Below are 15,507 nucleotides of genomic sequence, written 5' to 3' on the forward strand. Positions count from 1 at the left end.
GTGTGTTCTGCGGGCGTGTGAGCAACCGTGTGAAAGCCGCTGACGCCGCCAACCCCGCGGCGTACCATGAGCCCTATGGCCGAGAACTGGATTCGGCTCCTCGGTCCGCCCGCGATCGAGTCCCCCGGCACCACTCCCCCGCAGCCCCGGGGCCGTAAGGCCTGGGCGTTGCTGGCCTACCTTGCGTTGCAGACCGATGCCACGGGCCGGTCCCGCACCGCGTCCCTCCTGTTTCCGGATGCCGCGGACCCGCTGGGGGCCTTGCGCTGGAACCTGTCCGAGCTGCGGCGGGCCCTTGACGGCGTCACCGTAGCAGGCGATCCACTGCGGCTGGACCTGCTGCCGCCCTGGCGCTGCGATGCTCTGGACGCGATGGACCCCGCCACCGGTCCCGGCACAGACCCGCGCCGCTTCACCGGACAGTTGCTGGAGGGCCTGGCCTTCGCGGATTCCCCGGTTTTCGATTCCTGGCTGGCGGACCAGCGCTACCGCCTGGACAACGTGATCCAGTCGCTGCTGTATGAGGCCGCCCTCGCGGCCCTGGCATCGGGTGCCGCCGGCGATGCCGCCGAACTGGCAACCCTGGCTTTGGAGCGGGACCCCTTCCATGCAGACTGCAACGCCGTCCTGGTGAAGGCCCTCATTGCGGCGGGCGAATACCGCAAAGCCCGCGCGCACGCCGTCGAGTGCGGCAACCTGTACCGGCAGGAACTGGGGCTGCCGCTGCCATCGGAGGTCCGCCGTGCCTTATTCGACGCGGATCCGGAACCTGATCCGGGCACACCGGCCACGGCGGCAACCGTGCGGTCCTACCTGGATGCGGGCGGCGCTTCGCTGTGGGCCGGCTCCGTGGACCGGGGGCTTGAGCAGCTGCGGCTTGCCGTCAGCTTGGCGCAACACACGGGCAACAGCCATTTGGTGGCCGAGTCGCTGGTGACACTGTCCGGGGCGCTGATCCACCAGGCCGGCGGCCGCGGTGCCGAGGTCGCGGACCTCCTGCACAGGGCGCTTCAGGCGGAAGGGCCCGACGGCGCCTCCCGGACCGCGGCTGCAGCCTACCGCGAGCTGGGCTACTTGTCCGTGCAGCGGGGCGTTCCGGACCGGGCCGCAGGATGGTTGGACAAGGCGATGCAGGTGGCGGACGGCTTTACCGATGAACGGGCGCGGATCCTGGCTATCCAGGGCATGCTTGCCTCGGACACGGCACGCTACGATGCGGCCGTCGCTGCGCTGACCGAGTCCGGACAACTGGCTTCCGGCATCGGGAACCGCCGGCAACAGGCGTTCAGTGCGGCCCTGCTGGGACGGGTGCACCTGCTGCGTGGCGAGCTGGACCTGGCCGGGGCCGTCCTGGACCGGGCGCTCGCCTGGATCGCCGAGGAACACTGGACGGCGTTTGAGCCGTTCGTGGCGGGGGTGCGCGGCGAAACGTACCTGGCAGCCGGGCAGATGGAGGAAGCGGCAGCGTTTATCGACAGGTCCTGGGTAATGGCGGAACTGGCCGGCGACCACTGCTACATGGCGCTCGCTGCCGGGGCCGAGGCGCGGCTGTTCGCGAAGCACGGCGACCTCGCCGCTGCGGAACACTGGATTGACCGAGGCCTTGAGCCGAAGCCCTGGTACCTGTGGTACTCGGCCAGGCTGCTGGACACAGCCGCGGAGGTGGCCATCAGCATCAAGTCACCACGGGCCGCCGGTTTCGTGGAGCGGCTGGGCGAGCTGGCAAGCCGCAGCGGGATGAGGGAGTTCGTGGTGCGCGGCCAGTCCCACCGCGCCCTGCTCGGTGACGAAGCCGCAGCGGAATCAGTCCCCTGGCTGGCAAGGGAAATCGACAACCCCGCGCTGACGGCTTTCCTGGCGGAGCGGCACCGGCGTTGATGCTGCCGGAGTGCCCGAGCGGAGGCCAGATAACCTTTGCTGCACAATCCTCCCGTCGTGGTTCGTTCCTGCCGGGAACTTTCCGTGGGCCTGCGGACACTATGAGGTATGGAACGGTTGGGGGAACCAGATGAGGTGCTGTGGAGCCGGTGTGCGGGTGACGATCCGGAGGCGTTGGGGCAATTATTCGACAGGTACGCTGATGCCGTCTTCCGCTACTGCTTGAGCCGCACCGGCTCTTGGCAGGACGCGGAGGATCTGGTCTCGGTGACATTCCTGGAGGCCTGGGGGAAACGCCGGAACCTGGTACTTGAGCGGGATTCCCTGCTTCCCTGGCTGCTGGGCGTTGCCACCAACGCGATGCGCAACCGGTCCCGGTCCCGCCGGCGCTATGACCAGTTCCTGGCAAAACTTCCCCACTCCCCTGCAGAACCGGACCATTCGACGGCGACGGCGGAGCGGCTTGATGCCGAAGAGCAGGTCCGGGAGCTGCTGGCGGCGGCCACCAGCCTGACCGACGGAGAGCGGGACGCCCTCTGGCTGTGTGCCGTTCACGGCTGTTCCTACCAGGAGGCGGCAGACGCCCTCCAGGTCCGTGTCGGAACCATCAAATCCCGGGTCAACCGCGCAAAGAGCAAGCTCCAGGCCGCAGCCCCCACCGCCCTGGGGCGTCAGGCGCTGGAGAACCATGAAGAGTCGAGGCAGTCATGAATTTTTCCGACATCGAGTACCCCGCGGACACCCGGAACGCTGTCCGCGCGGCACTGGTCCGCGAAGCCGGAGCCAGCCGTCGTCGTGCGCCGTGGTGGCGCCGCCCCGCAGCCCTGACCTTCGCGGGGATCGCCTTGGCGGGCTCGACGGCGGCCGTGGCCTACGTTGCGTTCGCCCCGGTGGAGGACAAACGGGACATCCGCTGCTACTACCGCGCCGACCTCACCCGCGAGTATCCGTCCGGGAACGGTTTTGGCAGCACTCTGGGGCCGTACCTGTTGTCCGGAGCCATGGATGAGGGCTTTGACTCGGCGAACCCCGACCCGGATCCCCAAGCCGGGAAAAAGCAGATTGAGGATCCTGTGGCGGTCTGTGCGTTCCATTGGGACCAGGGTCTGATGAACCCGGGCGGCGCCACGGATGACCTGATTCCGCCGGACTTCGAAGGCCCCGCGGCCCGTCCCCCGCAGGACCTGGAGACCGGGGTTACCGATGCGCAGGGGAACCCTGCAACGGCCATGCCCAACAACTTCGGCCCGGGCCATTTCGTGCCGGAACTGACAGCCTGCGTGGTGGACAACGCCGTGGCCATCATCCCGGGGCCGCACAGTGTCTGCGCCCAGCTGGGCATTCCGACTCTGGACTCCGGAGCCTGAGTTGGCACAGGCGGGTTAAACGCAAGCAGGGCCTGCCCGGAGGCAAGCCCTGCTTGTAAGAAACCTAACGGTCCCGGAACTCTAGGAAATTAGAGAGCCTGGATGTTGGTGGCCTGGGGACCCTTGGGGCCCTGCTCGGTGTCGAAGGAAACCTTCTGGTTCTCTTCGAGGGAGCGGAAGCCGGAGGAGTTGATCGCGGAGTAGTGCGCGAAAACGTCCTGCGAGGAGTCGTCCGGGGAGATGAAGCCGAAGCCCTTTTCAGCGTTAAACCATTTGACGGTACCAGTAGCCATTATTTTGTCCTTCGTGAAGGTGGAGGGAACGTCCCGACTTTCGGGCCCTCCGGCGTGGGGTGTTCAAAAACCGCTACTTCAGAAGAACACGGACTTTCGACCGCGCGTACTGCCTGAACTACCAACTGCATAAACACAACAACACGTACCACACTACAGGAGTTTCCAGGGCATCCGCACCAAGGCCCCAGCGCCTCCTAACGCCCACGGCCAAGGTCCTCCAGCGCAGGACTGTAGCGGGTGAAACCTGGCCTGAGCTTTACTGCGTCCTTCCGTATCAAGGCGATGTCTTCCCACAGCACCAGGAAGGAACCCCGGTGCCGCCACCGCAACAGGTGGGCCAGCGGCCAGGGCTGCGTGAGGTTGGTCCGTTCGTAGCCCAGGAACGAGGCCGCACTGTGCGGGCTCACCACAATCCCCAGCATCCTCGCGTCGGACATCAGCTGGTGCGGGGCGCCGTCCAGCACGAACCGGATATCGGCTGCCTTTCCCAGCCGGCCGCCGTCGGAGTCCAGGACCGGAAGCCCCAGCAGGTCACCGAGGATCATGGCGGCCTCCCGGGATCCGGGCGATGATCTTGTCACGCACCCACCGCTCCACCCAGCTTGCGTCGAGTCCCTCTCCGCCGACGCCGAGTCTCACCACCACGCCGACATCCGCTACATCCTTCCAGTGGATCCGGATCAGCCGTGACGACGGCGGCCTGCCGCCAAAGATGCGCGTGCCCAGAACGGGACCGGTCAGCAGGGCGTCGAGCACCGGAGCCGGGGTGCCCTGCGGAATCTCCTCGCCCAAAGCAGGCCCGCTCAGCTCGAGGTCGTCCACGGTGGTGACCGGGACGCCGTCGTGGTCCAGGACCTGCCGGTCCAGCAGGTGCAGCTGCGCATCGAGGATCCGACCCTGGACGGGCAGCAGGGGAACCAGCTCCGGTGAGGTCATGCTCCTGCTCCCGTCACGATCATCAGGGGTATGGCCGCCACGGAGGCCACCAGGATGACCACCAGGTAGGCCAGGGCGAGGACATTCACTGCCCGCCCGTTGACGTGTTTGCCCATGTACTGCGGGTCGTTGGAGACGATGAGGATGGGCAGGTAGGTCAGCGGCAGGGCAATGGCGGAAAACACCACGGAGTATTCGGTGACGAGCACCGGGTCCACGCCGGTGGCCAGCACCCCGATGCCCACCAGCAGGCAGATGATCATGGACAGGTGGAACCGGGCGGCCTGGACGGGACGGCGGAATTTGCCCCAGGACCAGCCGAAGAACTGCGCCAGGGTGTAGCCGCTGGAGAGCGTGGTTTCCAGGGCGGCGCCAAACGTTGCCGCCACCACGCCCACCAGAACGAAGGCCAGGCCGAGCTTTCCGGCGCCTTCGGCCACTGGCAGGATCACCTGGGACAGCGAGGTGACGGAGATACCTGCCGGAAGAAGGACGACGGCGGCGCACCCGGCGATCGCTACGGACAGCAGGCCTCCCAGCGGGAAGCCCACCAGGACATTGATGCGTGACTGGACCAGGTCCTTGACCGTCCAGCCTTCCTCCACGGCGCCGGAGGAGAAGAAGAACACCTCGTACGGGGTCATGGCCGCACCGAAGAGGGCAATGGCGTAATACCAATAGGTGGGCGCCGTTTCTTCCGCGGGGACGGCGGGCGCCAGGGCCTGCCCGGCGAGGACACCCCAGTCCGGCTTGAGCAGGAACAGTGCCACCGCGAATACGATCAGCGTCAGCCCCAGCAGGCCCGTGACGTTTTCCATGATGGAGAACTTCACCCGCCAGATCACCAGCCACACCGCCACGGCGGCCACGGGAATCCAGAGCAGGTAGTGGACGCTGCTGGCCAGCTGCAGCGCCAGGGCCACGCCGCCGATTTCCGCGGTGACGGTCATGAGGTTGATGAGGAAGGACGCCGAGAGGTTGGCAAGCCCCGCCCGCGGCCCGAGCCGTTCACGGATCACCTCGAAGGTGGCCCGGCCGGACGCTGCGGCCACCCGCCCGGACATGTTGGCGAACAGGCAGATTCCCACCACACCCACGGCCACCACCCACACCAGGGACAGGCCAAAGCGGGAGCCCACGACGGCGTTGGTCACCAGGTCCCCGATGTCCACGAAGCCGCCGATTGCGGTGAGGATGCCGAGCGCGACGCCGAGGATCCGCTTCACTTGCCGGCCACCTTGTCCTCGAGCTGCTGCAGGGCGTCCTCTGCGGCCGCAAGCGCCCGGTCCGCGTCGGCGGTGGACGGTGCGGTGCCGCCGTCGTCCGCCGCCACCGCGGCGCGTGCAGCCGTGAGGCCGGCGGCACACCGCTCCAGCACCTCGAGTGCCTGCCGCTGGATATCCCGGTCCTCCCGGGTGGCAGCAGAAAGTTTCAGGACGGTGCTGCGGCTGGTGTCCACTTCCTTGAGGGCATCGTCCAGGGTGGTTGATGTGGCGGCGCGGGTCAGTTTGCCGTCCATGTCCTGGCGGAGGGCAATCCGGGCGGTGGCGACGGCGGACGAACTGTCCTGCGCGGCGGTGGCCACGGATTCGCTGACGCCCCCGCTGCAGCCTGCAAGGACGATGGCGAGCGAGGCGAAACCAAGGATCAGGACCTGGCGCGGGGCGGTGGCTGGCGTATCCGGCACCCTCGCCTCCCAACCCCGGCATCCCGGGTCACCGCAGCTCCCCCGGACCGCATCAAAATTAGTTGCCTTAGGTTAGGTATAGCACCGCTGCCGGATATTTGACCTGCTCAGGCGCATTTTTTCGGCGGACGCGGGCCCAGCCTTTTTCCGGGCGGCGGCGAGGCCCGGCCGCCGCCCGGGGACTCTCGACCACAACACCGAATAGGCATATCCTGCATCCAGATTCAGCCCACTCCCCGGGAGATGACACCAATGGAGATGCCCAAAGCTTCGGAGCAGGACAAAGAACGGTTCCGGCGGGTGGTGCCGGACCATCCGGGCGTGGTGGTCAAACCGATGTTCGGCAACCTTGGGGCGTTCATCAACGGCAACATGTTTGCCGGCCTGTTCGGCTCCACCATCGGCGTGAAACTCTCCGACGTGGACCGGAACGTGCTCGAATCCTCCGAGCGGACCGTGCCATTCGGACCGGCGGAGCGGCCCATGGGCGGGTACACCGGCCTTCCCGAGATCTGGAACGAGGAGGGCGACGGCGACGACACCCGGGTCAGGGCATGGGCCGAAAAGGCCCTGGAATACATCGCCACGCTGCCGCCCAAGGAGCCGAAGGCCCGGGTGCCCAAAACCGGTGCGCCCGGGGCAGCAGCGAAGTAGCCATGTCATCCCCCGCAGTCCCCCGCCAGGACACCAATACCGTGGTGGTGGGTGCCGGCCAGGCGGGCCTGGCCACCAGCTACTGGCTCACCCGGCACGGCGTGGAGCACCGGCTGCTGGAGCGCCGGCCCGGGCTTGGCGGGGCGTGGCAGGACCGGTGGGATTCCTTCCACCTGAACACCCCCAACTTCTCGCTAGACCTGCCTGGGAGGACCTATGCAGGGCAGGAGCCGGACGGGTTCCAGCCGCGGGACGCCACCATCGCATGGTTCCGGGAGTACGCGCAGGACATCGCAGCACCGGTGGAACTGGACACTGCCGTCACGCGGATCTCCGCCGCGGACACCGGGTTCACCGTGGAAACGGACCGCGGGCCTTGGGCTGCCCGCAACGTCGTCCTGGCCAGCGGCGCCTTCCAGCGGCCGCGGATCCCGCCGGCCGCCGTCGGAATCTCCCCGGACGTGCTGCAGCTGCACAGCCACAATTACCGCAACCCCGCCCAGCTGCCGGACGGAGCGGTGCTGGTGGTGGGGACCGGGCAGTCCGGCGGGCAGATCACCGAGGACCTGCTGGACGCCGGCCGCACGGTGCACCTGTCCGTCTCGTCCTGCCCTGAAGCGCCCCGGCGGTACCGGGGCCGGGACGTCTTCCACTGGATCATGCAGGTAAACGTGCACGGCCCGGAGTACGGCATCAACGCCCTTCAGGTGGACCAGCTCCCCTCCCCCGCCGGCCGGTTCATGTGCAATCCGCTGCTGTCCGGCAACGGCGGCGGCCGCAGCATCCGCCTGCGCTCCTTGGGCCGGCGGGGTGTCCGGCTGCACGGCCGCTTCGAGGGAATGCACGACGACGATCCCGTCTTCACGGACGACCTTCCGGAGCGCCTCGCGCAGGCCGAGGCCGGGTTCGGACAGCGGCTGGGGCGCCTTTCGGATGCCTACATCAAAGCCGCCGGCATCGACGCCCCACCGGCCGAAACCCGGGAGCCGGATGCTTGGCTGCCGTCCGAATCAGGCGCCCGGCTGGACCTGACGGCCGAGGGCATCACGTCAGTGGTCTGGTGCACGGGCTACGGCTTGGACTTCAGCATGCTGGACCCGGCACTCGCCCTCCTCGACGAGTGGAACTACCCCAGGCACGTGCGCGGCGTGACGGAGCATCCGGGCCTGTACGCCGTCGGGCTTCCCTGGCTGACCAGGCACATCTCGGCAACCCTGCCCGGCGTGGGCCCGGACGCCGAATACGTGGCGGAACACCTGGCCGCCCGGGGCTGAGGCAGAACCACCGGGCAGGGGTTTCTCAGCCGGGGCCGTGCACCTTGCGGTGCTTGCCGGTCCGGGCAAGGAACGCGTAGACCACCAGCGCGATCCCGGCCGTGATCATCACCGCAGGAATGGCAAAGTCCAGCGGGATCAGGACCGCGGTGGCCTGCAGCGCCATGATCACGCCGAGCACAGCGAGGACCCCCGCCGGGATCAGCGGCCACTTGAGGTGGCTGGCGCTGGTGCCAGCAAGGGACGGGACCGGAACCAGGGTCAGCACGCCAAAGGTAGCGGCCAGGCCCAGGAACAGCACAGCGGCAACGGGCGTGCCCTGGAACGCCGGCGGCAGGGCCACGATCACGGCCAGCGTCAACATCACGCCGGCCGGAATGATGGCCCACCAGTTGTCCGGGACACGGACGTAGACCGCTGTGAAGCCCGCGCCCATGAAGAGGAACAGGAAGCCTGCGGATGCGCCGCTTCCGGTGAGCTCGGCGGACGTGATGACCGCGGCCAGGCCCAGGAAGACGGAACCGGGGATGGCCGCCCACCAGTGCTCCCGGCGTCGTACGAAGACGGTCAGGAACAGGACACCGGCGGCGGCGAACACCAGCGGCGCAACGATTGCCCCGCTGTCGAGGATGCCCACCCGGTCCAGCATCAGCAGGACACCCAGCATCATCAGGACGATGCCGGCGATGATGCTCGCATTGGCCGATTTCACCGTATGCCTCCCGGAACCTGGCAGGCGGCAGGGCGCCGCTGCTGCCTTCAGGCTAGGCTCCGGCCGGAAGCGGCAGGTAGGGCACAAAGCCCCGGCGGTTAAGCCTGTCGAAACCCCCGGGCTCCCTACTTCAGGCTCAGCACCTCATCGATGGGCCGCCCGTTGACGAACACCTCTGCGGCAGCGGCCCCGGAGGCCGCCATGGCGGTGTATTCAAGCTGGGACGTCACCCGTGGAGTGTCGCACACGCCGCCCAGCATGAACTGCCCGGTCAACCAGATGGTGATGGTGTTGCCGGTCAGTTCGCCCGCCACGTAGGTCAGGTTCGACTGGTAGAGCGCGTTGACCAGTCCGGACATGCCGACGTCGCGGCTCTTGTTGGCGAGCAGCGCTTCGACGCTGGGCCTCACCTGGTCCGTGAAGGTGACTGGTCCTGTGGTGGTGGCCACCAGGCTGTCGCCGCAGCCGATGAGGGGCCCGGACATCCCGTTGTCGCCGACGGCCACGTAGTACACGGTCAGCGGGCCGGTCTGCTCCGGCAGCCCGGTGGGTTGCGGTTCCTCCGTCACGGGTGGTTGGGCAGGGGCGGACGACGGCGGCGCGGCGGCGCTGGTGGTGGGCGCGGCTGGGGTGCTGGCCGTCGTCGTTGCGGTGGGCGCAGTGGTGGGGGTCGCCGTCGTGCTCGGGGCGGGGGTGCCGGAAGCACTGGGCGTAGGCGCAGCTGAGCTCGCCGTTGGAGCCGGCGCGGGCTGCCCGACGCAGCCGGTGAGGACGATCAGGCCGCTGAGCCCTAATATGCCAAGAAGCGGACGCCTGGGCCTGGTCATGATGCCCCCTTTAAATGTGGGCCCGCGGCGCAGGACCCACCTTCAAGCTACGCCCGGGGATTACTCCAGAACAGGGACTAAAGTCCGCGTGGTTAGGCCGGGAGTCCGGGCCGGTCACCACACCGAATCGCCGCGCAGCACCACATCGCTGCCGCCGTCCACGTAGATGACTTGCCCGCAGAGGTGGGTGTTTTCGGGACTGTTGAGCCAGGCGAGGAGGCGGGCCACCACGATGGGTTCGGCGATGCCGTTCAGCGGCATGGGGACCATCTGGAGCAGCGACTCCCGCTCCTGTTCTGTATCGACCAGGTCCGCCGTCATGGGGGTGGCGATGATGCCCGGCGAAACGACATTCAGCGGAATACCGGCACCGGCCCAGGCGGGCGTGGCAGCTTGCCGCCGGACCCAGCGGGAGAGTGCCAGCTTGGTGGACGCGTAGATGAGCCCGCCGGTGGTGCCCGGTTCCTTGGCCAGGACCTCCGCGCGGGCCAGGGCTGCCTGCTCGTCATTGGCGGCGAGCAGTGCCACGAGCTCGTCGTCGCTGGCCATCAGGGCTGCCATGGAGGAGACCAACAGGGCGCGGGGTGCGTCCGAGCCGGCCAGCAGCGGCCGGAGTCCGTCCAGCGTTGCCAGGGTGCCGAAGAAGTTCACGGCAACCGTGGCGGAGGCTGGAAGGGCGAGCCCGGCCACGGCGTAGATCGCGTCAATACTGCCGCCGATGGTGTCCCGCACCGCGTCCACCAAGCCGGTCCGGCCCTCCGGTGTGGACAGGTCCGCCAGGACCTCGGCGCCATGAAGGTCAACGCCGATGACGCGCTCGCCGCGCTCCTCGAGCAGTTCCTTTGTAGCCTTCCCGATGCCGGAGGCGGCGCCGGTGATCACGGACGTGCGGGGCATGGCAGTTTCCTTAGGCAGGCCGGATGGGGTGCGGCATCCACTCTTCTCTGGCACCTGCGGCCGGGCCAGAGTCCAAGGACCTGCACGGTATCTTTTCCCGGCACGGCATTCGACTGATCTTGTCACGCAGTTAACCCGCCATTCACATCCCCCACGGAACCTGTCCAACCGGCCTCCGTAGGTTCGAGGGCATGGACAACATCTCCCGCAGAACCCTGATCTCCGCCGGCCTGGGCGCAGGCATCGTCGCCGCCCTGCCGGGTGCCGCCGTCGCGCTTTCCACCGCTGACGACGCCGGCCTCCGCACCAATCCCTTCCTGCTCGGCATCGCGTCGGGCGAGCCGTGGCCGGACGGCTTCGTCCTGTGGACCCGCCTGGCGCTGAACCCGGTGGCCGAGGACGGCCTGGGCGGCATGCCCGCCCGCAACGTTGCGGTGCAGTGGGAAGTCGCCGAGGACGAAGGCATGCGCCGGGTAGTAGCCCGCGGCGTCGAACACGCCCGGATCGAAAGCGCGCACTCGGTGCACGTTGAGCTGCGGGGCCTCAAACCGGGCCGCGAATACTTCTACCGGTTCCGCGCCGGCAAGCACGTCAGCCCGGTGGGCCGCACCCTCACCAGCCCCGCCCTGCACGAGACGCCCGCCGCGTTGGCCATGGCGTTCGCCAGCTGCGCCCAGTACGAGCACGGCTACTTCACCGCCTACCGGCGCCTGGCCGAGGACCACCCGGACCTGGTGCTGCACCTGGGCGACTACCTCTACGAGTACAAGAAGGGCAGCTACGTGATCGGCGGCGGCAACCCGCGCGACCATGAAGGCCCCGAAACCGTCGCGCTGGAGACGTACCGGCAGCGGCACGCCCAGTACAAGGCCGACGCCGACCTGCAGGCCGCGCATGCCATCGCACCGTGGGCAGTGGTCTGGGACGACCACGAGGTGGACAACAACTGGGCCGACGAGGTGCCGGAGAACAGCGACGCCGGCCAGCTCAACGACACCACCGAGCACTTCCGCCAGCGCCGCGCGGCTGCCTTCCAGGCGTACTACGAGAACATGCCACTGCGGCCGTCCTCGCTGCCGGCGGGCCCGGACATGAAGATCTACCGGAAGATCCAGTGGGGGCAGCTCGCCAACTTCCACATGATGGACACACGGCAGTACCGCGACGACCAGCTTGCCGGCGACGGCTGGAAGAAGAATGTGGCCGAACGCCTGGCCGAGGACCGGACCATCACCGGCGCCGAGCAGGAGAAGTGGCTGCTGGACGGGTTCAAGGACTCCACCCAGCGCTGGGACATCCTGGGCCAGCAGGTCTTCTTCGCCGAGCGGGACCGGGCCCAGGCACTCGAGGTGGACGACGTCTCCATGGACGGCTGGGACGGCTACGTGTCCTCCCGCCGCCGCATCACCCAGGGCTGGGTGGACGCCAACGTCCGGAACGCGGTTGTCCTCACCGGCGATGTGCACCGCAACTGGGCCAACGACGTCAAGGTGGACTACAAGGACCCTGCCTCCCCCGTGGTGGGCTCCGAACTGGTGTGCACCTCCATTACCTCCACGGGCAACGGCACCGGCTCCACCACGGACCCGGTCATGGCCTGGAACCCGCACCTGAAGTTCTACAACGACAACCGCGGCTACGTGAACACCCGCATCACCAAGGACGCCATGACCGCGGACTTCCGGGTGCTGGACCACGTCACGACGCCCGGCGCACCGGTGTCCACGAAGGCCTCCTTCGAGATCCGCGACGGCGTCCCGGGGCTGCAGGCGCGGGGCTGACCCGCTGTGACACGTTTGCGTGACTTTTGAGCCCTGGGTTGGCTGGCGCCCCGATTTTGCACGGGTTCCTGCGCCGGTTCCGGGCATAAGTCACGCAAATGCGTCGAGCGGGGCGGCCGGAAGCTATGTGGCTGGCTATCCGGTTGCCTACCGGCAGGCGTAGTCGTAGTCGAGTCCGGCCGAGACGTACTGGGTCACTGTGACCGGGCTGCCGGGGGTCAGGCCGGGCAGGGAGCAGTTCGATTGGGCTCCCCGCAGGGTTTTGGCCCCCGCCAGCCAGCTGGGCAGGCCGGCCAAGGGGCTGCCCGCCGGCACCGTCCCCGCGATGGTCCCCCACTGGCTGCCGGTGGAGTAGATTCCCACCCCGGCAGGCTTCCCACTGACGTCCTTCTTGCCCGCGGTGATGCCCTTGAAGTAGCCGGCCATGCCTTCGAGCGTGGCGCGGTTCAGGGCCGTGGCATTTGAGGTGCCTGTCTGCCAGCTACTGCCGGTCTCCACATCCAGCCACCAGAAGTAGTTGCCCGGGTTCGCGATGCCCCGGATGGTGGCGTCGTCGTAGGCCTTGGCGTAGCCGTACATGTAGGAGCAGGGCAGGTCCACCGGGCCTTCTGCCTGGCCCTTGGCGTCGCATGTCCCGTAGGGATTGCTGACGTTGGCGTTCCCGTAGGTATTGGATGCTGGCCACCAGGAGCCCTCGTGCCCCGGGTTGGCAGTGTTCACGTACAGGGCGACCTTGGGTTGGGTGGTTCCACCGGTTGCCTTGCCCGCCCAGTCGAGCTGGTCACGGAGGCAAGGATTGGTGTTGTTGGCCAGCCCTCCGGTCACGCCCACGATCACGAAGGCCGGGGCAGCCGGGAGGGTCTTGCCGCACTGGGGCCAGGACACGTCGTTGCCCACCGGGTCCGTCCCTCCAGACGGAGGGGCTGCCGCCGCCGGAGCCATTCCGGCAGCAAACAGCCCCAGAAGGACCACGAACACGCCTGTCGTCTTCATCTTCATACGGGCTATCTTGCGCCCGCCCCGGCGGGCTGGGTAGGGGAAGCAGCCCCTCACTTTGGCGGGAGGAACGACGGCGGCGCGTCCCGCCGTCGTCCATCACACCGCCGCCGGATCAAGCGGACGGGCGCCGCCCTGCGTGCCCGGGAGCCTTGAGCGTTTCCGGCATTGTTTGCGATGGGGCGCGGGGATACGATGCTCGCGGGGAGGGGCCTGGTCTCGCGAGACGAGAGGGCCCTGCCATGACCGACTTCTTCACGATGCAGCCCGGTGAGACCGCAGCTCCCCTGCCGCCCGGGCCGGTCCTGTGCACCGGAACCGCGGCCATGCGCCGCATCCACCGCTTCTTCCTGTGGGCCTATGCAGAGGCGCCTGGCCTGGTCCGCTCCGTGACGGCGGGCGATACCGGGCGGGCCGCGTACGTGGGTGAAGTCCTGGGGAATTTCGACATGGTCCTCCACGTGCACCACGAGGGCGAGGATCTGCTGATGTACCCGCCGCTGGAGCAGCGCGCTCCCGGCTGCGTCCTGCACATCGCCCAGATGCTGGAGCACCACCGCCAGGTCACGCAGCGGCTCGAACGCATAGAGCCTGTGCGGCTGCGCTGGATGACGACGGCGGACCCTTCAGATGCGTCGGAGCTCGCCGCCATGTACGAGGACCTGAAAGCGGTCCTGGACGTGCACCTGCGCCGCGAGGTCACAGAGGTCATGCCAGTGGTGGACCGGGTGATGACGGAGAAGGAGGCCGCGGCGGTGGGCCAACACGGGATCGAGAAGTTCGACAAGAAATTCATGGTGGCCTACCTGGGCATGGTGCTGGCCACCAACCCTCCCGCAGACCGGGCTGAACTGTTCAAGGAGATCCCCGCGCCGGTCCGGCTGGCATACAAGCTGGCGGGGCGCCGGATGTACCGGAAACAGTACGCCACGCTGTTCCCGGGCCGGCCGGTACCGGAGACGCTGTAGCGGCGCCCATAATGCGGTCCGTGGTTTCGCGGCGTGCCGCGGTGGTGGCAGTCAAAACGGTGCACACGCTGGCGTGGTTCTCCATCGAGGCGTGCGTGGTTTACGTGCTGGTGGCAGGACTGGCCGGGCGCACCGACAAGCGCGTGGGGGTTGCCGCCGCCGTGGTGGCCGGCGAATCCCTGGTGTTCGCGGGTAACGGCTTCCGCTGCCCGCTCACCGGCCTGGCCGAGCGCTACGGCGCCGGGAGCGGGTCCGTCACGGACATCTACCTGCCCCGCTGGTTCGCCCGCAACCTGCCGGCCATCCACGTCCCGCTCCTGGTGCTGATGGTCTGCCTCCACGCCCGGAACCTCCGCCGCCAGCGCCCCATTGCGCTCCCCGGGCGCGGGCGTATGGTTCTTCCATGGAACCGATTCGGGTCATTTTGCTTCCCGGTGCTGTCCTTCCCGCGGAGCTCGGATACGCCGGACTGATCGACGCCCTGGGGCCGGCCGTGCAGGCCGTTGCCAAGGAACTGGAGCTGTACCGGGACGAGCAGCCTCCACCTGAATGGACGCTGGACACCGAGGTTGAGGGGGTCCTGCGGGAAGCGGACGCCCGGGGGTGGCGGACGTTCCACCTGCTCGGCTATTCCGGCGGCGGTTCGGTGGCGCTGGCGTTCGCCGCGAAGCATCCGGAGCGGCTGCAGAGCCTCGCCGTCCTTGAGCCGGCCTGGGCCGGAACCTGGGACTGGAGCCATTCCTATGCTGAGCACCGCCGGTTGTACGACGACCTGGAGGGCCTTCCGCCGGAGGAGTTCATGGCCGGTTTCATGCGGCTCCAAGTGAGGCCCGACGTCGTCTTGCCGTCACCGGAGCCTGGTCCCCCGCCGTCGTGGATGGCCAAGCGGCCCGCCGGGCTCTCGGCTTTCCTGCGTACCTTCAAGGACTACGACCTGGACCGGTCACGGCTGGCCGCGTTCAGCCGTCCCGTGTACTACGCCGTGGGCGGGCTCAGCCATCCCGATGACCAGGGCGATGTCGCGGCGCGGCTGGCCCGGGTCTTCTTTCCGGACTTCCACCTGGAGGTCTTCCCCCGGCGCCACCACTTCGACCCGCCGCACCGGATCGAGCCCCAGCGGCTCGCGGAATCTCTTCGCCGGCACTGGGACCTTGCCGAGGGGCGGCCTGCGGGGCACCACGAGGCCATACCGTCCCGGGCTTCCTGAACCGCCTTTTTAGTAGTTACGAACGAC

General features: G+C 68.2%; 18 protein-coding genes. 9 read left to right on the forward strand and 9 right to left on the reverse strand.

Features of this window, described 5'->3' with window-relative positions; genetic code table 11:
* The first annotated feature begins 75 nt into the window (after nt 1-75).
* From UC32_RS05240 to UC32_RS05250, 3 genes are all read left to right on the forward strand, one after another.
* Nucleotides 76-1,878, forward strand: coding sequence for an SARP family transcriptional regulator (locus UC32_RS05240; protein ID WP_082071945.1), 1,803 nt, complete (start codon nt 76-78; stop codon nt 1,876-1,878).
* Between the two features lie 108 nt (nt 1,879-1,986).
* Nucleotides 1,987-2,589, forward strand: a complete 603-nt coding sequence (locus UC32_RS05245; protein ID WP_045730193.1) for an RNA polymerase sigma factor — start codon at nt 1,987-1,989, stop codon at nt 2,587-2,589.
* Nucleotides 2,586-3,245: a hypothetical protein gene (locus UC32_RS05250; protein ID WP_045730194.1), complete on the forward strand. Its 660-nt coding sequence runs from the start codon at nt 2,586-2,588 to the stop codon at nt 3,243-3,245. The genes UC32_RS05245 and UC32_RS05250 overlap by 4 nt, the downstream gene beginning before the upstream one ends.
* Nucleotides 3,246-3,334: 89 nt before the next feature.
* On the opposite strand, the gene UC32_RS05255 is transcribed toward UC32_RS05250, so the two are convergent.
* From UC32_RS05255 to UC32_RS05275, 5 genes are all read right to left on the reverse strand, one after another.
* Complete coding sequence (locus tag UC32_RS05255) at nt 3,335-3,538, reverse strand: cold-shock protein (protein WP_015936345.1); 204 nt, start codon at nt 3,536-3,538, stop codon at nt 3,335-3,337.
* A 197-nt stretch (nt 3,539-3,735) separates the two neighbouring features.
* The gene (locus tag UC32_RS05260) at nt 3,736-4,086 is read right to left on the reverse strand and encodes a PRC-barrel domain-containing protein (RefSeq protein ID WP_045730195.1); all 351 of its coding nucleotides are present in this window, start codon (nt 4,084-4,086) and stop codon (nt 3,736-3,738) included.
* Nucleotides 4,073-4,477 carry a hypothetical protein gene (locus tag UC32_RS05265; RefSeq protein WP_045730196.1) on the reverse strand — a complete coding sequence of 135 codons (405 nt, stop codon included), beginning with the start codon at nt 4,475-4,477 and terminating at the stop codon, nt 4,073-4,075. Before UC32_RS05265 ends, UC32_RS05260 begins: the two co-directional genes overlap by 14 nt.
* Nucleotides 4,474-5,703 carry an Nramp family divalent metal transporter gene (locus tag UC32_RS05270; RefSeq protein WP_045730197.1) on the reverse strand — a complete coding sequence of 410 codons (1,230 nt, stop codon included), beginning with the start codon at nt 5,701-5,703 and terminating at the stop codon, nt 4,474-4,476. The genes UC32_RS05265 and UC32_RS05270 overlap by 4 nt, the downstream gene beginning before the upstream one ends.
* Nucleotides 5,700-6,164 (reverse strand): hypothetical protein, encoded by a 465-nt coding sequence (locus UC32_RS05275; RefSeq protein WP_045730198.1) that lies wholly within the window; start codon nt 6,162-6,164, stop codon nt 5,700-5,702. The genes UC32_RS05270 and UC32_RS05275 overlap by 4 nt, the downstream gene beginning before the upstream one ends.
* A gap of 252 nt (nt 6,165-6,416) precedes the next feature.
* On the opposite strand from UC32_RS05275, the gene UC32_RS05280 reads away from it, so the two are divergent.
* A complete protein-coding gene (locus UC32_RS05280; protein WP_045730199.1) occupies nt 6,417-6,818 on the forward strand; it encodes a TfoX/Sxy family protein in 402 nt (133 codons plus the stop codon).
* A gap of 2 nt (nt 6,819-6,820) precedes the next feature.
* The gene (locus UC32_RS05285) at nt 6,821-8,092 is read left to right on the forward strand and encodes a flavin-containing monooxygenase (RefSeq protein ID WP_045730200.1); all 1,272 of its coding nucleotides are present in this window, start codon (nt 6,821-6,823) and stop codon (nt 8,090-8,092) included.
* 25 nt (nt 8,093-8,117) lie between these two features.
* On the opposite strand, the gene UC32_RS05290 is transcribed toward UC32_RS05285, so the two are convergent.
* The 3 genes from UC32_RS05290 to UC32_RS05300 form a co-directional block, all read right to left on the reverse strand.
* Entirely contained in the window at nt 8,118-8,804 is a 687-nt protein-coding gene (locus UC32_RS05290) for an exonuclease/endonuclease/phosphatase family protein (protein ID WP_045730201.1), read from the reverse strand.
* A 125-nt stretch (nt 8,805-8,929) separates the two neighbouring features.
* Nucleotides 8,930-9,631: a hypothetical protein gene (locus tag UC32_RS05295; protein ID WP_045730202.1), complete on the reverse strand. Its 702-nt coding sequence runs from the start codon at nt 9,629-9,631 to the stop codon at nt 8,930-8,932.
* Nucleotides 9,632-9,745: 114 nt separating this feature from the next.
* Entirely contained in the window at nt 9,746-10,528 is a 783-nt protein-coding gene (locus UC32_RS05300) for an SDR family oxidoreductase (RefSeq protein WP_045730203.1), read from the reverse strand.
* A gap of 191 nt (nt 10,529-10,719) precedes the next feature.
* Here UC32_RS05300 and UC32_RS05305 point away from each other — a divergent pair, with 191 nt between their 5' ends.
* Entirely contained in the window at nt 10,720-12,309 is a 1,590-nt protein-coding gene (locus UC32_RS05305) for an alkaline phosphatase D family protein (protein WP_045730204.1), read from the forward strand.
* Between the two features lie 147 nt (nt 12,310-12,456).
* Here the strand turns inward: UC32_RS05305 and UC32_RS05310 are convergent, their stop codons facing one another.
* On the reverse strand, nt 12,457-13,308 hold the full coding sequence (locus UC32_RS05310; RefSeq protein WP_045730205.1) for a glycoside hydrolase family 25 domain-containing protein: 852 nt from the start codon (nt 13,306-13,308) through the stop codon (nt 12,457-12,459).
* A 239-nt stretch (nt 13,309-13,547) separates the two neighbouring features.
* On the opposite strand from UC32_RS05310, the gene UC32_RS05315 reads away from it, so the two are divergent.
* Genes UC32_RS05315 through UC32_RS05325 form a run of 3 tightly spaced genes read left to right on the forward strand, consistent with a single transcriptional unit; the run spans nt 13,548 to nt 15,480 of the window.
* Nucleotides 13,548-14,273, forward strand: a complete 726-nt coding sequence (locus UC32_RS05315) for a hemerythrin domain-containing protein (RefSeq protein WP_045730206.1) — start codon at nt 13,548-13,550, stop codon at nt 14,271-14,273.
* Nucleotides 14,274-14,293: 20 nt separating this feature from the next.
* Entirely contained in the window at nt 14,294-14,746 is a 453-nt protein-coding gene (locus UC32_RS05320) for a hypothetical protein (RefSeq protein WP_200896321.1), read from the forward strand.
* Nucleotides 14,677-15,480 carry an alpha/beta fold hydrolase gene (locus UC32_RS05325; RefSeq protein WP_045730208.1) on the forward strand — a complete coding sequence of 268 codons (804 nt, stop codon included), beginning with the start codon at nt 14,677-14,679 and terminating at the stop codon, nt 15,478-15,480. The genes UC32_RS05320 and UC32_RS05325 overlap by 70 nt, the downstream gene beginning before the upstream one ends.
* Nucleotides 15,481-15,507 lie beyond the last annotated feature (27 nt).

Origin of the sequence: Pseudarthrobacter chlorophenolicus (genome assembly GCF_000962805.1) — a bacterium.
Classification (GTDB): Bacteria; Actinomycetota; Actinomycetes; order Actinomycetales; family Micrococcaceae; genus Arthrobacter; species Arthrobacter chlorophenolicus_A.

Bases quoted from the DNA above. Each gene is read 5' to 3' on its own strand.
- UC32_RS05240 (WP_082071945.1), top strand. From the start codon at position 76: ATGGCCGAGAACTGGATTCGGCTCCTCGGTCCGCCCGCGATCGAGTCC.
- UC32_RS05245 (WP_045730193.1), top strand. From the start codon at position 1,987: ATGGAACGGTTGGGGGAACCAGATGAGGTGCTGTGGAGCCGGTGTGCG.
- UC32_RS05250 (WP_045730194.1), top strand. From the start codon at position 2,586: ATGAATTTTTCCGACATCGAGTACCCCGCGGACACCCGGAACGCTGTC.
- UC32_RS05255 (WP_015936345.1), bottom strand. From the start codon at position 3,538: ATGGCTACTGGTACCGTCAAATGGTTTAACGCTGAAAAGGGCTTCGGC.
- UC32_RS05260 (WP_045730195.1), bottom strand. From the start codon at position 4,086: ATGATCCTCGGTGACCTGCTGGGGCTTCCGGTCCTGGACTCCGACGGC.
- UC32_RS05265 (WP_045730196.1), bottom strand. From the start codon at position 4,477: ATGACCTCACCGGAGCTGGTTCCCCTGCTGCCCGTCCAGGGTCGGATC.
- UC32_RS05280 (WP_045730199.1), top strand. From the start codon at position 6,417: ATGGAGATGCCCAAAGCTTCGGAGCAGGACAAAGAACGGTTCCGGCGG.
- UC32_RS05285 (WP_045730200.1), top strand. From the start codon at position 6,821: ATGTCATCCCCCGCAGTCCCCCGCCAGGACACCAATACCGTGGTGGTG.
- UC32_RS05295 (WP_045730202.1), bottom strand. From the start codon at position 9,631: ATGACCAGGCCCAGGCGTCCGCTTCTTGGCATATTAGGGCTCAGCGGC.
- UC32_RS05300 (WP_045730203.1), bottom strand. From the start codon at position 10,528: ATGCCCCGCACGTCCGTGATCACCGGCGCCGCCTCCGGCATCGGGAAG.
- UC32_RS05305 (WP_045730204.1), top strand. From the start codon at position 10,720: ATGGACAACATCTCCCGCAGAACCCTGATCTCCGCCGGCCTGGGCGCA.
- UC32_RS05310 (WP_045730205.1), bottom strand. From the start codon at position 13,308: ATGAAGATGAAGACGACAGGCGTGTTCGTGGTCCTTCTGGGGCTGTTT.
- UC32_RS05315 (WP_045730206.1), top strand. From the start codon at position 13,548: ATGACCGACTTCTTCACGATGCAGCCCGGTGAGACCGCAGCTCCCCTG.
- UC32_RS05325 (WP_045730208.1), top strand. From the start codon at position 14,677: ATGGAACCGATTCGGGTCATTTTGCTTCCCGGTGCTGTCCTTCCCGCG.